The sequence below is a fragment of the Anoxynatronum buryatiense genome (assembly GCF_900182905.1).
Taxonomy (GTDB): domain Bacteria; phylum Bacillota; class Clostridia; order Peptostreptococcales; family Tindalliaceae; genus Anoxynatronum; species Anoxynatronum buryatiense.
In genome coordinates this window covers 286731-304681 of sequence record NZ_FXUF01000003.1, presented here as the reverse complement: position 1 = coordinate 304681, position 17951 = coordinate 286731, and the positions used below count along the sequence as shown (strand labels likewise).

Here is a 17951-nt window from a genome sequence, read left to right as displayed (position 1 = left end):
AACCATTGAACTAAACAATCAAAGGAATGTTGACAAATTTAGTCGGGTATTCTATACTGTAGATATTGTAATGGATAGAACGGAGGCATATCATGATTCTCTCCACACGCGGCCGCTATGGATTAAAGGCCATGTTCGAGCTGGGGCTTCATTATGGAAAGGGTCCCATCCCGCTTAAAATCATTGCCGAAAGGCAGTGCATTCCAGAAAATTATTTGGAACAACTTATTGCTATACTTAGAAAAGCCGGCCTGGTTAAAAGTGTCCGTGGCGCCCAGGGCGGTTATTTGATGCTTCGTCCGCCTGATCAGGTGACAGTGGCGCAGGTATTGCTGGCACTGGAAGGTCCTCTGGCACCTGCAGAGTGTGTCGCCGACCCTGAAGCTCCCCGGTGCCGACTGGCAGATGAATGTGTCACCCGGAGCGTATGGGAAAAAATTCGTGTGAGTATTCATGATGTCATTGATGCCATGACGCTGCAACACATGATTGAAGAACAGCTTCATCTCCATGCACCCACATCTAATCATCCAAAGGAGTGATCTCATGAACGTATACCTGGATTATAGTGCCACCACACCAGTAAAACCCGAAGTGTTGGAAGCCATGATGCCTTTTCTGACACAACAGTATGGTAACCCTTCAAGTCTTCATCGTTTTGGGCGTGAAAGCCGCAAGGCGGTTGATGTTGCCCGTGATCAGATTGCCAAAACCCTGAATGCCAGTCCTGACGAGATTTTTTTTACCGGCGGTGGATCAGAGGCAGATAACTGGGCCATTAAAGGCACTGCTTATGCACTTCAGTCAAAAGGGCGCCATATCATCACCACAGCCATTGAGCACCATGCGGTGTTGCATGCTTGCGAATATCTTGAAAAAGAAGGCTTTCAGGTTACCTATCTGCCAGTGGATGAAAGCGGCTTGATTTCACTGGAAGACTTGAAAAATGCCATTAAAAGTGATACTATTCTCATCAGTGTTATGTATGCCAACAATGAAATTGGAACCATTCAGCCCATCGAAGAAATCGGCCGCATTGCCAGGGAACATCGTGTGCTGTTTCATACAGATGCAGTACAGACTTACGGGCATCTGGTGATGGATACCAAGCAACTTCCTGTTGACATGATTTCAATCTCCGCCCACAAGTTATATGGTCCCAAAGGTGTGGGTGCTCTCTATCTTCGTAAGGGTGTACGCATACACAACCTGATACACGGCGGCGGCCAGGAAAAAAAGAAGCGGGCCGGCACCGAAAATATTGCGGGTATTGTGGGTTTTGGAAAAGCGGCTGAACTTGCCTATACCGATGTGGAAGCCCACGACCAACGCCTGACAGCACTCCGGGATAATTTGAAGAATCGTTTGATGGAAACCATTCCCTATACCCGACTCAATGGTCATCCAGAAAGACGATTGTGCAATAATGTGAATCTCAGCTTTGAATTTATTGAAGGAGAATCCATGCTTTTAAGTCTGGATATGGTGGGAATAGGCGCATCCAGCGGGTCTGCCTGCACCTCCGGGTCACTGGATCCTTCCCATGTGTTGCTGGCCATTGGTCTTAGTCATGAAATCGCCCACGGGTCACTTCGGTTAACGTTGGGAGATATGACAACACAAGAAGAAATTGATTATGTCGTGGAGCAACTGCCACCCATTGTGCAGCGACTGCGTGACATGTCACCCCTATATGAACAGGTTAAGGAGGGCAACCGTTAATCATGTACAGCGAAAAAGTCATGGAACATTTTACCAACCCCCGCAACGTAGGCGAAATTGCTGATGCTGATGCCATTGGTCAGGTAGGTAATCCCAAATGTGGCGACATCATGAAAATGTATTTCAAGATTGAAAATGATGTTATTGTGGATGTGAAGTTTAAAACCTTTGGATGTGGCAGTGCCATCGCATCTTCCAGTATGGCCACCGAACTCATCAAAGGAAAAACCATTGACGAAGCACTTGCATTATCCAACCGGGCTGTTGCAGATGCTCTTGATGGTCTCCCGCCGGTAAAGATGCATTGCTCTGTTCTGGCAGAAGAAGCCATCAAAAGTGCCATGTTTGATTTCGCACAGCGACACCAGCGGGAGTTTGAAGGTCTAAAAGGATACCAACCGCCCACCGGCGACGAAGATCATCACGATCACGGTGAAGAAGAATAAACTAAAGCGGAGAAGACACTTCTCCGCTTTGTCCATGCGTGTCATTATTGATTGATCCATAACGAATTGGGGAATTATGTATGAAGATAACAAATCAAAAAAAAGTGTTGCTGGGAATGAGCGGCGGGGTAGACAGTTCAGTGGCGGCCTATGTGCTAAAAGAGCAGGGGTATGATGTCATCGGCGTCACCATGCAAATTTGGCAAGATGAAAAAGTGGAAGAAAACACACCTGAAAGCAGCTGTTGTTCCCTCAGTGCCGTTGAAGATGCCCGACGAGTGGCCAATCACCTGGACATTCCATTTTACGTGATGAATTTCAAAGATTATTTCCGTGAAACGGTGATTGACTATTTTGTAAAGGAATACAGAGCAGGGCGAACTCCCAATCCCTGCATTGCCTGCAACCGATATGTCAAGTTCGAAGAACTGTTGCGACGCGCCTTACAATTAGGCTGTGATTACGTGGCCACCGGCCATTACGCCATCATCGAACAAGACTCCCATACAGGGCGCTATCTTTTGAAAAAATCGGTAACTGACAAAAAAGATCAAACCTATGCCTTATATCAAATGACTCAGGAACAACTGCAGCGAACGCTGATGCCTCTTGGAAACTACCACAAAGAAGAAGTTCGGCGCATAGCCCAAGAGCTTAACCTCCCTGTGGCCAGCAAGCCTGAAAGTCAGGAAATTTGTTTTGTGCCCGACAATCAGTACGGAAAATTCATCGAAGCTTACGACGGTCAGATAACTGAAACAGGACTCTTCAAAGATCAAAATGGACATACCGTCGGAACCCACAAGGGAATTATTCACTACACGGTGGGACAACGAAAAGGATTGGGTCTGGCCATGGGAAAACCGGTGTATGTGACAGATATTCTTCCGGCTGAAAAGGAAGTTCATATAGGCAATCTGGAAAATCTAATGGCTCGAGGGTTGCTGGCCGAAGATCTGAATTTTATTCCCTGGGACACCCTGCCGATCAACCATCCTGTGACCATCAAAATCAGATACAATGCCAGTCCGGTTCCGGGTGTTGCCAACATAACAAACAGTGGAAAATTAGAAGTTATATTTAATGAGCCTCAAAAAGCCATATCACCAGGTCAGTCGGTGGTATTGTATGATGGTGATACGGTGATCGGTGGCGGTATCATTCAGTCACGTATCCGATAAAGGATGCCTGAATCTGTCGCAGAAGCATCACTACCACTTTTTTACATGAATCAGATGCAGGAAACCCCTGCCCCGTGATATAATGGTGCCACAAAAGGAGGATCAACATGGAGAAAAAAGGGATCAATGAAATTCGTCAAGCCTTTCTTGAATTTTTTGAGTCAAAAGATCATTTGGTGCGCCCCAGTTTTTCCCTGATACCTAAAGATGACAATAGCCTGCTTCTGATTAACTCCGGTATGGCGCCATTAAAGCCTTTTTTTGCAGGCACACAGGTTCCCCCCAAAAATAGAATGGCCACCAGTCAAAAATGTATACGAACAGGCGATATAGAGAACGTTGGCAAAACCGCCCGGCACGCCACTTTTTTTGAAATGCTGGGAAATTTTTCTTTCGGTGATTATTTCAAAAAAGAAGCCATACGATGGAGCTGGGAGTTTTCACTGGAGCATCTGAAACTTCCACCGGAACGTATCTGGGCATCGATTTATGAAGATGATGATGAAGCCTTTCATCTGTGGCGCCAGGAAGTGGGCCTGCCCGAAGAACGCATTGTGCGTCTTGGCAAAGAAGATAACTTCTGGGAGATTGGACTGGGCCCCTGTGGTCCCTGCTCTGAGCTTTACTTTGACCGGGGAGAAAAATATGGCTGCGGTGATGCTGCCTGTAAGCCCGGCTGCGAGTGTGACCGCTATGTGGAATACTGGAATCTTGTTTTCACCCAGTTCAACAAAGATGAAGCCGGTAACTATACACCATTGCCTAATCCCAATATCGATACCGGAATGGGCCTGGAACGCGTAGCCTGTATGTTGCAGGAAGTTGATTCCATTTTTGAAATAGACGGCATGCGGGTAATTCTCGACAATGTCTGTGAACGTTCAGGTGTCACTTATGGGGAAAATCATCAACATGATATATCCATTCGCATCATTACAGACCATATACGTTCCATCACCTTTATGATCAGCGATGGCATACTGCCCAGCAACGAGGGCAGGGGCTATGTGTTGCGTCGGCTGTTGCGCCGGGCTGCCCGGCATGGAAAGCTTCTGGGACTTAACCAGGCCTTCCTGTATCAGCTGATGGATAAAGTTGTCGAAAAATTCCATTCCGGATACCCGGAGCTGATGGAAAAACAAGAGACGATTCGTAAAGTGATACTGGTGGAAGAGGACCGTTTTCTGGAAACCATTCATCAGGGCAGCGAAATGCTCGGTGATTACATTGAAATGATGAAATCGGAAGGCCAGCAAGTTCTTAGCGGCTCTCAGGCTTTTCGTCTCTACGATACATTTGGGTTCCCCCTTGATCTAACCAAAGAGATTCTTGAAGAAACAGGTATGACCGTTGATGAACCAGCCTTTAAAGCAGAAATGGAACAACAAAAAACACGTGCCCGAAATGCCCGCAGTGAAGCCGGCGCTGTAGGCTGGAAAGAAGATCCGTTAACCGTACTGACAGCAGTGCCTCAAACCAGTTTTGTCGGTTATGGCAGTCTCGCTGTATCTGCCACTGTTACCGCTCTCATTCAAGAAGGAGCATCTGTTGAAAGAGGTCTTGCCGAAAAAGGAACGACGATGTTCGTTCTCTTGGACCAAACTCCGTTTTACGGAGAGGGTGGCGGGCAGGTGGGAGATCAGGGTGTTTTAAAAGGTGCCGCTTTCATAGGACGTGTGGTTGATACCCGAAAGGGAAGCGGGGAAGTGATCTACCATGTTGTTGAGGCCGACCAGGGGCAGATAGCCGTGGGAGATACGCTGCAGGCCATTGTTACTTCCGAGCGTCGAGCCGATACAGCCCGGAATCACACTGCAACCCATCTGTTGCATAAAGCTCTTAAACATATACTGGGAGAACATGTGCAACAAGCCGGATCTCTGGTTACTCCAGAACGCCTCCGATTTGACTTTAACCATTTTGAACCCATGACCGCAGAAGAGCTTGAAACGGTTGAAACCATTGTCAACCAACAAATTCAGCGATCACTCCCGGTTCAAATCATGGAAACCTCTATTGAAAAGGCCCGTTCACTGGGAGCTGAAGCCTTGTTTGATGCCAAATACGGCGAGACGGTGCGTGTTGTGAAAACCGGTGATTTCAGCCTTGAACTTTGTGGCGGCACCCATGTCAACAACAGTGGCGAAATCGGCATGTTGCTGATTCTTGGCGAAAGCGGCATTGCTTCAGGCGTGAGGCGTATTGAAGCCGTTACAGGCACCGGTGCATACCGCCTCTTCAAACAGCATCAGGAAACACTACAAACCATGGCTTCTATGCTGAAAACCCGCCATGAGCGGCTGCTCCCTCGACTGGATGAAATGATTCAGGAGAGCCGGGAGAAGGATCAACTGATTCAAAAAATGAAACAGGAACAAATGAAAGACCAGCAGGGTGATTTGCTTCAGAATGCAGTCACCATTGGACAAACGGCTGTGGTGATCACTTCTCTTGAAGGTCAGTCAATGGACGCACTTCGGGAACTGGGAGACCGCATCAAAGAAAAAGCAGGTTCGGCAGCAATATTACTTGCTTCACATGAGGAAGATAAAGTTCACATCATGGCCACCCTTTCGAAAGATCTGGTTGAAAAGGGCCTCCATGCCGGAAAACTGGTAAAAGAAGTCGCTGCTATCACAGGTGGCGGCGGCGGCGGCAGGCCTGACATGGCCCAGGCCGGTGGTAAAAAACCCGATAAAATCCCTGAAGCCCTTTCCCGTGCCATGGAAATGATTCAGCAGGCTTTAGCGTAAAAGCAGTTTTATCAAAGGAGGAATCAGTGATGAGTGATCAAATGAATAATACCATGCGTTTCAGTCTTGAACAGGACAAAAAAGACCAGGCCCGGGAAATCATCACACAGGTTTACCAGGCATTGGAAGAAAAGGGCTATAATCCTGCCAATCAGTTTATTGGGTATATTCTTTCAGGAGATCCGTCCTACATCACCAGTCATGGCGGTGCACGCAGCCAGATTCGTAAAATTGAACGGGATGAAATACTGGAAGAGCTGCTTAACAGCTATATAAAGCACCATATGAACCAGAAATGATTTCGCCGGTTTCCCAGCATGCGTTAGGCAAGACGCAAATCAGGGTTTCCAGGCTTTGTTACGGAACCCTGACACTGGGCCCCCTTCAGCGAAACATGACACCTGAGGCTGGCGGCCGCCTGTTGTGTCACGCTTACCAACAAGGTATCACTTTTTTTGATACGGCACAGCTATATGGTACTTACCCCCATCTCCGGTACTTGCTAAAGCAGGTGCGCCGTGAGAATGTGGTTATCATGACCAAGTCATACGCCTGGTCAACAGAAACCGCCAGAGAAGCAGTGGAAGAAGCTCTGGAAGAAATGGGAACCCATTACCTGGATATCATGTTGATGCATGAGCAGGAGAGCCTTCACACCCTGCAGGGGCACGGAGATGCACTACAGGAATACATGCGCTTGAAAGACAGGGGCATTATTCGTGCTGTGGGGTTTTCCACACACCGCATCGCGACTGTGACTGCAAGCCTTCATTATCCTCAGTTACAGGTGATTTTTCCCATTTTCAACCCATCTGGCCTGGGAATTCAAGACGGGGGTATTGACGAAATGACCCAGGCTCTTCAGACAGCACAGGCTGCGGGAAAAGCAATTGTGGGGATGAAACCTCTGGGCGGTGGCCATTTGCTGGGCAACTACGAAGAGGCCCTGCGATTCTCTCTCGAACACCCATTACTGGATGCTGTGGCAGTGGGTATGCAGTCACAGGCAGAAATCAACGCCAACTGCCTGATGGCAAATAATTTGCCACTCACCAGGTCTGCCCGCGAGGCAGCGATGTCCAGGAAAAGAAAACTTCACTTGGGAGACGAGTGCCGGGGATGCGGAAACTGCATCAAACGATGCCGTCAGAAAGCGCTCTCCATTATTAATGGGCAGGCAGTTGTGGATCACAGTCGGTGCATTCTATGCAGTTATTGTGTGGTGGATTGCCCAGAATTCTGCATTAAGGTCTTATAAGCCGTTATTCAACCACACAAAAGGAGAACACTATGGAACCTTTTAAACGCATTCTAGCCCTTGACGTTGGTGACAAAACCATCGGAATGGCAATCAGCGATCCTATGGGTTGGACGGCACAGGGCTTGCACACCATCCGCAGGGATACCCTCGAAGTCGATATCGACGCCTTAAAAACCATCATCCAGCAGTACGAAGTTACGCGTCTGGTGGTGGGCCTGCCCAAAAATATGAATGGCACCATTGGGCCGCAAGCAGAAAAAGTGCGTCATTTTATAGAACAGCTTCACCCAGAAATAAGCTGCGAGATCACAGAATGGGACGAGCGTCTGACAACAAAAATGGCCGAACGCTCCCTTATAGAAGCAGATTTGAGACGAAGCAAAAGAAAAAAAATCATTGATACTGCAGCAGCAGTCTGTATACTGCAGGGGTATCTGGATTTTTTAAATAGATGAAAAGTGAATTGACAACCAAATCCCAAAGGAGGTAAGAAATATGACCCATGACCACGAACATGATCACAATCACGATGAACACATTGTTACCCTGGTGGATGAAAATGGAGAAGAACAAGATTTCGAGATCATTATGACCATGGAAATGGAAGACCAGGAATATGCCATTCTTTTGCCCGTCGACGCTGACGAAGATGAAGATGCCTACATTTTCCGCATGGAACAGGATCCCAATGATGAAGAACAGGTGATGCTGGTAGCAGTTGAAGATGACGATGAGTTTGAACAGGTTGCCGCTGCATACGAAACCATGTTGGATGAAATGGAAACAGAAGAAAGCTAACATATTGTCTGCACATCCAAACACTGCAGGCGGATTCATTAGCTGAGTTCCGCCTGCAGTGTTTTCCCCACTTTCATTTGACAACTATGGGTCAAACCGTTATAATAAGATTTGAAATGATTATTATATGAGAATCATCAGGCACAGAACCTGATGGAAGCAGGTGAAAATATGGAAAATCCTCTGGATCAATTAAAAACATTACTAAAAGAAAAAGGATATAAACTGACCCCGCAGCGCAGGGCAGTTTTAAATATTATCATGGAAAATCAGGGGCAGCATCTCAATACAGAAGAGATCTATGACCTGGTGAAAACCCAATGCCCGGACATTGGACTGGCGACGGTATATCGAACGTTGCAGATCCTTGATGAAATGGGTTTGATCCTGAAGATCAATCTGGATGATGGATGCAGTCGGTACGAGTTTAACAATCACAAAGAAGATCACCAGCATCATCACCTGATTTGCCAGAACTGCGGAGCCATCATTGAAGTCGGGGAAGACCTTTTGGATCCGCTGGAAGAAGAGATTACCAACAAGTATCAGTTTACAATCACAGACCATAAAGTCAAATTTTTCGGATTATGCTCCAAATGCAGGTAGTCCATCTTAAAGATATGGGACTGCCTGTATTTGTGTGCGCGAAAACAGAAAGGAATTAATATGACAGATACAACAACGAAACCAAAGAAAAAAAAGAAGTGGTTTAAACGACCCACCCAATCAGACAAACCGAAAGAACAGCCTGTTGAAAAAAATGCATCCACAGTAGCAGCAGACATTTCAACAGCAACAACATCAAAAGTGTCACCAGCAAAGAAAAAGAAACGCCCGGCGAAAGCTCAACCGGTGCCGGTGCCAGAACCAGGCGGAGAAAAAATAAAAATTATTCCTCTTGGCGGTCTAAAAGAAATCGGAAAAAACCTGACCCTGGTGGAATACAAAAATGAAATTCTCATCATCGACTGCGGTCTCAGTTTTCCTGATGATGAAATGCTGGGCATCGATATTGTCATTCCCGACATGACATATCTGGTGAAAAACCAAGAGAAAATAAGAGGCGTGGTCATTACCCACGGTCACGAAGACCATATTGGTGCCATTCCTTACCTGCTAAAACAGATTAACGTTCCCATTTATGGCCCCCGTCTGGCCTTGGGACTCCTGGAAGTTAAGTTCAAAGAACACCGACTGAACAATGTGCGTATGCAACGCATCAAGGGTGATGAAACATTCCAGCTGGGCGTCTTTAAAATTGAACCGATACGAACCACACACAGTATTCCTGACGCCTTTGCCATTGCAGTGCATACCGATATCGGCACCATTCTTCATACAGGAGATTTTAAAATTGATTACACGCCTGTAGATGGACAGGTGATGGATCTTCATAAGTTTGCAGATCTTGGGGAAAAGGGCGTATTGTTAATGTTGGCTGATAGTACCAATGTTGAACGCCCCGGCGCCACTATCTCAGAGCAAAATGTACGCAAATCCCTTGAGAATGCTTTTATGAACTGCAAAAGCCGTATTATCGTAGCCACGTTCTCATCCAATATTCACCGGCTGCAGATTATTATTAACACAGCACAAAAATTTAACCGTAAAGTGGTCATTAACGGTCGCAGCATGCTCAATGTTTTTGCTGTTGCCAGTGAGCTGGGTGTCATGAACGTGCCCGAAGGTCTTGTCATCGATCTTCGAGACATGGATGAATACCGGGATGATCAGCTGGTGCTTTTAACTACCGGAAGCCAGGGAGAACCCATGGCTGCGCTGAGCCGCATGTCTTCCGGCGAACACAGAAAACTGGATATACAGGCAGGAGATCTGGTGATCTTCTCCGCCTCACCCATTCCTGGCAATGAAAAAACCGTCAGCCGAGTTATCAACCAACTCTTTGAAAAGGGAGCAAATGTAATTTATGATTCTCTGGCTGAGGTGCATACCTCCGGGCACGCCTGCCAGGAAGAATTAAAGTTGATGCACAACCTGGTACGCCCCAAGTACTTTATACCCGTTCATGGAGAGTACAGACATTTGAAGCAGCATGCCAATCTGGCCATGAGCCTGGGCATGCCTGAAGAAAATGTGTTTACCATGCAAAATGGACAGGTGTTGGAGCTTGACCAGATAGAAGGAAAAATCACCGGCAAGGTTCAGGCAGGTCCGATTTTGGTGGATGGCCTGGGTGTGGGTGATGTAGGCAGTATCGTCCTTCGTGACCGCAAGCATTTGGCCGAAGATGGTTTGATGGTGGTTGTCGTCACCATGGATCGCAGCGAAGCCAAAGTCGTCGCCGGACCCGATATCATTTCCAGAGGATTTGTCTATGTGCGCGAATCAGAAGATTTGATGGAAGAAGCCCGCATAGTCGTTCAAAAATCACTTGACCAAATGGAACAGCGGGGCGTCAAAGAATGGGCCCAGCTCAAGAACGGCATTCGTGACGGTCTGAAAGATTTCCTGTATCACAAAACCCAGCGCCGTCCCATGATTCTCCCCATCATTATGGAAGTTTAATACCATACATTAAACAACCAACCACAAAACAACCAACCACAGGAGGCATCACGATTCCCACAGGGAAACGAGATTGCCTCCTTATACATATGTTCTCAAATATCAGCGTTCACGTGAATGTATGGTAACATACCGCATTCCCTATTGCTGGAAACTTGCGCCTGCGATATAATTACCTGAGACTTTCGAAATGGAGGCGTGCTGTTTGGATATTTTATTGTACCTGGTCATTATTGTGGCCGGCGGCTTCATCGGTTACCGCCGCATGTTAAAACCATCCATCCTGAACCGGCTGGATTTTTTTCAGAGTGGCGCTTTGTTACTCTTATTATTCATCATGGGTGTGAATATTGGCCTTGACGAAACAGTGATCGCATCTTTCGCTACCATCGGGCTACAGGCAGTGGTATTGGCTGGTTTTTCGATTATCTTCAGTGTCATAGGCGTTAAGATGGTTTCTGCTCACATTCTTCATCGAAAAGGAGACTCAAGATGACCATCGCTATTTTCATTGCAGTTGCTCTGGGCATTGGTGCCGGTATCCTGGTGATCCCCCCCACCATTATTCCCCACATGGGCAGTCTCATTACTTTTGGTCTGTGCCTGCTACTGTTTTTTGTAGGCATTGATGTGGGACGTCAAGGAGACTTATTGAAAAAGATCCGGGAAATGGGTTTTCGCATTCTCCTGGTACCCTTTATGGTAGCTCTCGGCAGTGTGCTGGGAACCATGGCAGGCGGGTTGCTCCTCCATATACCCTGGTATCAGGCGGGTGCTGTGGGAGCTGGTTTTGGCTGGTATTCCTTTTCGGCTATAGAGCTTTCAAAACATAGTGCCCAGCTGGGAACGCTCGCCTTCATAACAAATATTTCCAGAGAAGTGATGGCACTGGTATCCATCCCCTTTGTCGCTCGTTATATCGGAAAACTGGAAAGCATAGCCCCTGCCGGCGCCACCAGTATGGATGTAACCCTGCCCATTATTTCCCGTTCGACAGATGGCAATGTGGCCATCATTGCTTTTATTACCGGTGTTGTTCTGACAGCCATTGTGCCGGTACTGGTACCCTTTCTAATGACTTTCGGGTAACCAGAAAGTACAAAAGGAGTTATTTGATGAACCCTATTACACAACCCTATGTGGAAGATTATTTAAAGACATTACTACCTCAACGCTCAGGCATACTCAACAGGCTAGAGCAGGAGGCACAAAACCAGAAGATCCCCATCATTACACCGGAAGTGGCTTCACTGATGGAAACACTCATTAAAACGACCCGCAGCCAATACCTTCTCGAAGTAGGCACAGCCATTGGCTACTCAGCTATTCTGTTTTGCTATGCCGCCGGTCCAAACTGCAGGCTGATTACCATCGAAAGAGATCCGCACCTGATTGATACTGCAAGATGTTATATTGAAGAGGCTGGCTGTTCCCAACAGATTAAAGTAATGCCCGGTGACGCGACAGAAATCCTTCCTTGCCTCACCGAACCAGTGGATATGATTTTTCTTGACGGTGCCAAGGGACACTATCATCAGATGCTGGAGCACTGTCTTAAATTATTGAAACCGGGCGGCCTGTTGATTTCCGACAATGTGCTGTTTAGAGGCATGGTGGCCAGCGATGCCATGGTGAAGCGGCGAAAAAAGACCATCGTGACGCGTATGCGCAACTACCTGAAAACCATTACCAGTCACCCACAACTCCAAACCAGCTTATTACCCATAGGCGACGGCCTTGCCATCAGTCTGAAACTGAACGAAACATCATCAAATCTATAATAACGGGGGATCCCATGACTCATCTTCTGAAACCACCACCATCAATTGAACTGCTGGCACCTGCCGGTGATCTGGAACGATTAAAAACCGCTGTCATTTATGGAGCAGACGCCGTGTATCTGGGAGGCCAGGTTTTCGGACTGCGGGCAGCTGCCAAAAATTTCAGCGTCAGTCAGCTGGAAGAAGGGGTTGCCTTTGCCCATGGTCATGGAGCTAAGGTTTACCTGACCCTGAATATCATTCCTCATGAAGACGATCTGAAAGAACTGCCGGAGTACCTGAATACCATCAGCCATATACCGCTGGATGCATTTATCGTTTCTGACCCCGGTACCTTTGATATGGTGCAGGAACTGGCACCCCAAATACCAATTCATATCAGCACACAGGCAAACACCACCAACAGCCAGTCGCTGAAATTTTGGCACCGGCTGGGTGCCCAGCGGGTGGTGCTTGCACGTGAATTGAGTCTCCAGGAAATAGCCCAGATTCGAAAAGAGGTACCAGCCACCCTTGAATTGGAAGCCTTTATTCACGGTGCCATGTGTATTTCCTATTCAGGCCGCTGCCTGTTGAGTAACTACATGATTCAGCGAGACGCCAACCGGGGAGAATGTGCGCATCCCTGCCGCTGGAAATACCACCTGGTGGAAGAGAAACGTCCTGGAGAATACATGCCTGTATACGAAGATGCGACGGGCACATATATTTTTCATTCCAAAGATCTCTGTCTGATCCAGCACTTGCCCCAACTTATCAAGGCAGGCATCACCAGTCTGAAAATCGAAGGACGCATGAAAACCGTCCATTACGTTGCCACAGTGGTAAGGGCATACCGCATGGCATTGGATGCTTACCTGACCGATCCTGACAACTGGGTACCAGATCCAACGTGGATGCAGGAACTGTCGAAAGCAAGCCATCGCCCCTTTACCACAGGATTTTACTTTGATGCTCCGGGGCCTGAAGACCACATATATGAGGATACCGACCAGAGCCGCAGCTATGATTTCATTGCCAAAATAATCGACTTCGATCCGCACACCATGACAGCCACCGCCGAACAACGAAACCGATTTTTTGAAGGCGACGAAGTGGAAATCATTGCACCACACCGGGTATTGCAACGCTTCACCATCACAAAACTGAAAAATGAAGCAGGTGAGTCAATTGAACAGGCTCCTCACCCCCAGCAAATTGTCACTTTTCAGGTCCCGTTTGAAGTGGTCCCCGAAGCACTGATTCGAAAAGAACGAAGGGTAAAGGAGGCAGCGAAATGAGCAAGCCCATTCTCATCGGGATTACCGGCGGCACCGGTTCCGGCAAAAGCACCGTTTCCCGTCAAATTCTGAAACACCTGCCAGAACAGAGTATTGCCATCATTCCTCAAGATGCCTATTACAAGAACCAAGACCATCTGCCTCTGGAAGAACGCATCAAAGTCAATTACGACCATCCTTTTTCTTTTGAAACAGATCTCCTCACGCGTCACCTGAAAGCCCTTCAAAATGGTGAATCCATTGAAATGCCCCAGTATGATTTCGAACGCCATACACGTAAGAAAGAAACTCTCACGATTGAGTCCCGAAACATTATCATCTTAGAAGGCATTCTGCTTTTTGATGACCCTGATTTGCGGGAACTGATGGACATCAAAATTTTTGTCGACACCGATGCCGATGTGCGGATCATTCGCCGTATCATGAGAGATATCAAAGAACGGGGGCGTTCTCTTGATTCAGTCATCAACCAGTACATGACCACCGTTCGACCGGCACATCTCCAGTTTGTGGAGCCCAATAAAAAATATGCAGACATTATTATCCCTGAGGGTGGTAAAAACCAGGTGGCCATTGATATCATCGTCACGAAAATCAAGGCCATTCTTGAAGATTAAGTCATGCGCCGACAAAGGAGATTTTAGATATAATGAAACTACTGCAACCAAATTTATGGGTGGATAACTTGCATGAAATACCCCTTCAACAGCTACAAACCATCGGCATAAGAGGCCTGATGATTGATATTGATAATACACTGGTTGCCTGGGACAAATCCGAACCTGCAACAGAGGTACGCCAGTGGGTTGCCGATGCCAGAGCACTGGGCTTTCAAGTGGTGCTGGTTTCCAATAACCATTCACTTCGTGTCGATGAAATGCAGGCATTTTTCATGGTTCATGGTTTTTCAAAAGCAAAAAAACCCACTTTGGGAACTTTGAAAAAAGCCATTCGTCTCATGGGGTTCCAGCGACAGCAAGTGGCCATGATCGGAGACCAGATTTTCACCGATGTGCTGGGGGGGAATCGTTTGGGTGTCTACACCATCCTGGTGACTCCCATAAAAAGTAAAGAGTTCTGGTGGACCACACTGGTTCGGCCATTGGAAGCCCGGGTGCTTCACCGCATGAAAAAGTTCCGCAATTCTGGTTGAAATGAAAAGCATTCCGTTCACCAAATGCGTGACGTCACGTTATGTCATAAATATATCAAAATATTCACTTTACGAATGATAAAAAAATGGTATAATAGGATCATAACGGGTATGTTATAAAAAATAGGAAAATTAGCCCGGTTTACAACATGAAGCAAATTCATACAGAAGGAAACGACCCGCGGCTACAGATGGACGCCTATGCCGTGGTGATCCAGTGGCGTAACCGGCTGAATAGACATATTCGTCGGTTTTATTTTTTTATGACCGGAGGAATTGACATGAAGACATTAAAGAACAGACGGCTTGGCGACTTGCTGGTGGAAACCGGCATCATCACACCGGATCAACTGAAAGATGCACTTACCATTCAAAAGGAATCCAACAAAAAAATCGGCGAAGTACTGGTGGAAGAAGGGTATATCTCTGAAAAGCAAATTATAGAGGTGCTAGAGTTTCAACTGGGAATCCCCCATATGGATCTGGAAAAAACCTATATCGATCCAGAGATGCCCCGCTTGATTTCAGAAAAAATGGCCAGAAGACACAACCTGATTCCCATTACCCAAACCGATAACCGCCTGATGGTGGCCATGGCCGACCCACTGAATATTTTTGCTGTTGATGATGTGAAAATTGCCACGGGCATGCAGGTGGATCCGGTGATTGCCAGTAAAGAAGACATCCTCAATGCTATTGGCCTCTATTATGAAAAAGAGAGTGCTGAAAAAGCACTTGAAGAATTTGATGAAACCTATACCAGTGATTTTTTTGATGATCTAAATGAAGAGACACTGGCAAATGTTGAAAAAGCACCAGTTGTTAAACTACTGAACTCAGTCATTCGTCAGGCCATCAAAATGAAAGCCAGCGATATTCATATTGAACCGTTGGAACGAAGCCTGCGGGTGCGGTTCCGAATCGACGGTGATCTTCAGGAGATTATGAAACCTCAAAAAGCCAGCCACTCTGCTGTGGTTACCCGAATAAAAATCATGGGTAAAATGGATATTGCAGAAAAACGGGTTCCCCAAGATGGCCGGGTGGAAATGGAAATTGACGGGCGAGAAATTGACATGCGTCTGGCGGTGATGCCCACCGTTTATGGTGAAAAAATTGTCATACGACTCCTTGACCGAAGTGCCATTCTGCTCAGTAAAGACCAGCTTGGCTTCAACGATAATAACATGAAAACTTTTGACCGCATCATTCAGCACCCCCACGGCATTATTCTGGTCACCGGACCCACTGGTTCCGGGAAAACCACCACTCTTTATACCGTGCTTCAGGAACTCAATAAGATAGATAAGAACATCATCACCGTGGAAGACCCGGTGGAGTATCGAATCAACGGAATCAATCAGTCGCAGGTAAATGTTAAGGCGGGCCTCACTTTTGCCAGCGGCCTGCGTTCAATATTGCGACAAGACCCAGACATTATCATGATTGGCGAAATCCGTGATACAGAAACGGCACAAATTGCAGTTCGGGCTGCCATCACCGGTCATCTGGTCCTCAGCACTCTTCATACCAACGACACTGTTTCCACCATCTCCCGCCTTATCGATATGGGTATAGAGCCGTTTTTGGTTTCCAGCTCAGTAGTGGGCATTATGGCTCAACGACTGGTGAAAAGAATATGTCCTGATTGTCAAACATCCTGTGAACCCAATGAAAAAGAGAGAGAACTGTTGAACCTTGACAACGGTGCTGTCATCTATCGGGGAAAAGGGTGTAATGCTTGCAATCAGACAGGATACAGGGGGCGTACCGGTATTCATGAAATATTGCCCATGTACGACAGAATTAAAACCATGATCGATGAAAGAAAACCCATTGAATCCATTCGCCAGCAAGCCATCCAATCAGGCATGATTACCCTGCGCCAAAGCTGCCGTCAGTTGGTGCTGAATGGTACCACCACTGTGGACGAACTGGTTAAAATGACATACTCACTGGAATAAGGAGGGATCACGTGGACATCCTGCAATTTTTAAAACGAGCTATTGAACTCAAAGCTTCTGATTTGCATATTACGGCAATGCTTCCCCCCATCGTTCGTGTTGATGGTCGACTGGAGAAGCTCACTGATGCTCCTCTTGCCCCCGAAGATACCGCCATGCTGGTGAAACAGGTGCTCACAGAAAAACAGCTCATCAAGCTGCAGGAAAGGGGAGAAATGGATGTTTCCTTTTCTCATCCCGGTTTGGGGCGTTTTCGTGTGAATGCTTACAGACAGCGAGGCAGCTATGGCATGGCCTTTCGGGTTGTTTACTCCCAGATTCCCACACTTGAAGAGCTGGGACTGCCGCCAAATGTTTCCGATTTCACCCGAAAACAGCGAGGACTGGTTTTGGTTACCGGTCCTACGGGTTCTGGTAAATCCACCACGCTGGCTTCCATGATTGAGTTGATCAACCAGGAGCGAAATTGTCATGTGCTGACATTGGAAGACCCCATTGAATACCTTCACAAACATAACAAAAGTGTTATTAACCAGCGGGAAATCGGAGAGGACACCCACAGTTTTGCCAACGGCCTCCGGGCCGCCCTGCGCCAGGACCCGGACGTTATTCTGGTTGGTGAGATGCGAGATCTCGAAACCATTGCTATTGCAGTCACAGCCGCTGAAACCGGCCACCTGGTACTTTCCACCCTTCATACCATCGGAGCAGCCAATACTGTCGACCGCATCATTGATGTGTTTCCCCCTTATCAACAGGAGCAAATCAAGGTACAGCTGGCTGCAGTGCTTGAGGGAATTATTTCCCAGCAGCTGATGGTACGAAAAGAAGGAAAGGGAAGAGTGGCCGCCTTTGAAGTGATGACTGCAACTCCGGCCATCCGCAACCTTGTGCGCGAGGGTAAAACTCACCAGATTCAGACATCAGTGCAAACCGGTGGCAAGCATGGCATGATCACCATGGATAACGCCTTATTAAGCCTTTACAAAAACAATGATATTTCGAGAGAAACCTGCCTTTCTTACTCACAAGACCTTGACTATATTAAAAAACAACTGGCTACCATACTGTAGAAACGGGGTGAAA

19 protein-coding genes are annotated in these 17951 nt (G+C 47.1%); all 19 read left to right on the top strand.

The window, feature by feature from the left end; translation table 11 throughout:
• The first annotated feature begins 92 nt into the window (after nt 1-92).
• The 19 genes from QOL74_RS06190 (at nt 93) to QOL74_RS06100 (ending at nt 17938) form a co-directional block, all read left to right on the top strand.
• Nucleotides 93-542, top strand: a complete 450-nt coding sequence (locus tag QOL74_RS06190) for an RrF2 family transcriptional regulator (RefSeq protein WP_283408570.1) — start codon at nt 93-95, stop codon at nt 540-542.
• A 4-nt stretch (nt 543-546) separates the two neighbouring features.
• Nucleotides 547-1722 (top strand): cysteine desulfurase NifS, encoded by a 1176-nt coding sequence (nifS, locus tag QOL74_RS06185; RefSeq protein WP_283408569.1) that lies wholly within the window; start codon nt 547-549, stop codon nt 1720-1722.
• Nucleotides 1722-2168, top strand: a complete 447-nt coding sequence (nifU, locus tag QOL74_RS06180; RefSeq protein ID WP_346771730.1) for a Fe-S cluster assembly scaffold protein NifU — start codon at nt 1722-1724, stop codon at nt 2166-2168. The genes nifS and nifU overlap by 1 nt, the downstream gene beginning before the upstream one ends.
• An 80-nt stretch (nt 2169-2248) precedes the next feature.
• On the top strand, nt 2249-3349 hold the full coding sequence (gene mnmA / locus QOL74_RS06175; RefSeq protein WP_283408567.1) for a tRNA 2-thiouridine(34) synthase MnmA: 1101 nt from the start codon (nt 2249-2251) through the stop codon (nt 3347-3349).
• A gap of 107 nt (nt 3350-3456) precedes the next feature.
• Nucleotides 3457-6102, top strand: a complete 2646-nt coding sequence (gene alaS / locus QOL74_RS06170; RefSeq protein ID WP_283408566.1) for an alanine--tRNA ligase — start codon at nt 3457-3459, stop codon at nt 6100-6102.
• A gap of 29 nt (nt 6103-6131) precedes the next feature.
• Nucleotides 6132-6401, top strand: coding sequence for an IreB family regulatory phosphoprotein (locus tag QOL74_RS06165; protein ID WP_283408565.1), 270 nt, complete (start codon nt 6132-6134; stop codon nt 6399-6401).
• Nucleotides 6398-7360 carry an aldo/keto reductase gene (locus QOL74_RS06160; protein ID WP_283408564.1) on the top strand — a complete coding sequence of 321 codons (963 nt, stop codon included), beginning with the start codon at nt 6398-6400 and terminating at the stop codon, nt 7358-7360. Before QOL74_RS06165 ends, QOL74_RS06160 begins: the two co-directional genes overlap by 4 nt.
• Before the next feature lie 32 nt (nt 7361-7392).
• On the top strand, nt 7393-7818 hold the full coding sequence (ruvX, locus tag QOL74_RS06155) for a Holliday junction resolvase RuvX (protein WP_283408563.1): 426 nt from the start codon (nt 7393-7395) through the stop codon (nt 7816-7818).
• Between the two features lie 40 nt (nt 7819-7858).
• Nucleotides 7859-8161 carry a DUF1292 domain-containing protein gene (locus QOL74_RS06150; RefSeq protein WP_283408562.1) on the top strand — a complete coding sequence of 101 codons (303 nt, stop codon included), beginning with the start codon at nt 7859-7861 and terminating at the stop codon, nt 8159-8161.
• A 171-nt stretch (nt 8162-8332) separates the two neighbouring features.
• Entirely contained in the window at nt 8333-8767 is a 435-nt protein-coding gene (locus QOL74_RS06145) for a Fur family transcriptional regulator (RefSeq protein ID WP_283408561.1), read from the top strand.
• A 60-nt stretch (nt 8768-8827) separates the two neighbouring features.
• The gene (locus QOL74_RS06140) at nt 8828-10687 is read left to right on the top strand and encodes a ribonuclease J (protein WP_283408560.1); all 1860 of its coding nucleotides are present in this window, start codon (nt 8828-8830) and stop codon (nt 10685-10687) included.
• Between the two features lie 205 nt (nt 10688-10892).
• The gene (locus tag QOL74_RS06135) at nt 10893-11183 is read left to right on the top strand and encodes a DUF340 domain-containing protein (protein WP_283408559.1); all 291 of its coding nucleotides are present in this window, start codon (nt 10893-10895) and stop codon (nt 11181-11183) included.
• Nucleotides 11180-11776: a LysO family transporter gene (locus tag QOL74_RS06130; RefSeq protein WP_283408558.1), complete on the top strand. Its 597-nt coding sequence runs from the start codon at nt 11180-11182 to the stop codon at nt 11774-11776. Before QOL74_RS06135 ends, QOL74_RS06130 begins: the two co-directional genes overlap by 4 nt.
• Before the next feature lie 26 nt (nt 11777-11802).
• Nucleotides 11803-12468: an O-methyltransferase gene (locus QOL74_RS06125; RefSeq protein WP_283408557.1), complete on the top strand. Its 666-nt coding sequence runs from the start codon at nt 11803-11805 to the stop codon at nt 12466-12468.
• 14 nt (nt 12469-12482) lie between these two features.
• Nucleotides 12483-13748, top strand: a complete 1266-nt coding sequence (locus QOL74_RS06120) for a peptidase U32 family protein (protein WP_283408556.1) — start codon at nt 12483-12485, stop codon at nt 13746-13748.
• Entirely contained in the window at nt 13745-14365 is a 621-nt protein-coding gene (gene udk, locus QOL74_RS06115; protein ID WP_283408555.1) for a uridine kinase, read from the top strand. The genes QOL74_RS06120 and udk overlap by 4 nt, the downstream gene beginning before the upstream one ends.
• Nucleotides 14366-14385: 20 nt before the next feature.
• On the top strand, nt 14386-14901 hold the full coding sequence (locus QOL74_RS06110) for a YqeG family HAD IIIA-type phosphatase (protein ID WP_346771729.1): 516 nt from the start codon (nt 14386-14388) through the stop codon (nt 14899-14901).
• Between the two features lie 281 nt (nt 14902-15182).
• Complete coding sequence (gene gspE, locus QOL74_RS06105; protein ID WP_283408554.1) at nt 15183-16865, top strand: type II secretion system ATPase GspE; 1683 nt, start codon at nt 15183-15185, stop codon at nt 16863-16865.
• 11 nt (nt 16866-16876) lie between these two features.
• The gene (locus QOL74_RS06100) at nt 16877-17938 is read left to right on the top strand and encodes a type IV pilus twitching motility protein PilT (RefSeq protein WP_283408553.1); all 1062 of its coding nucleotides are present in this window, start codon (nt 16877-16879) and stop codon (nt 17936-17938) included.
• The last annotated feature ends 13 nt before the right edge of the window (nt 17939-17951 follow it).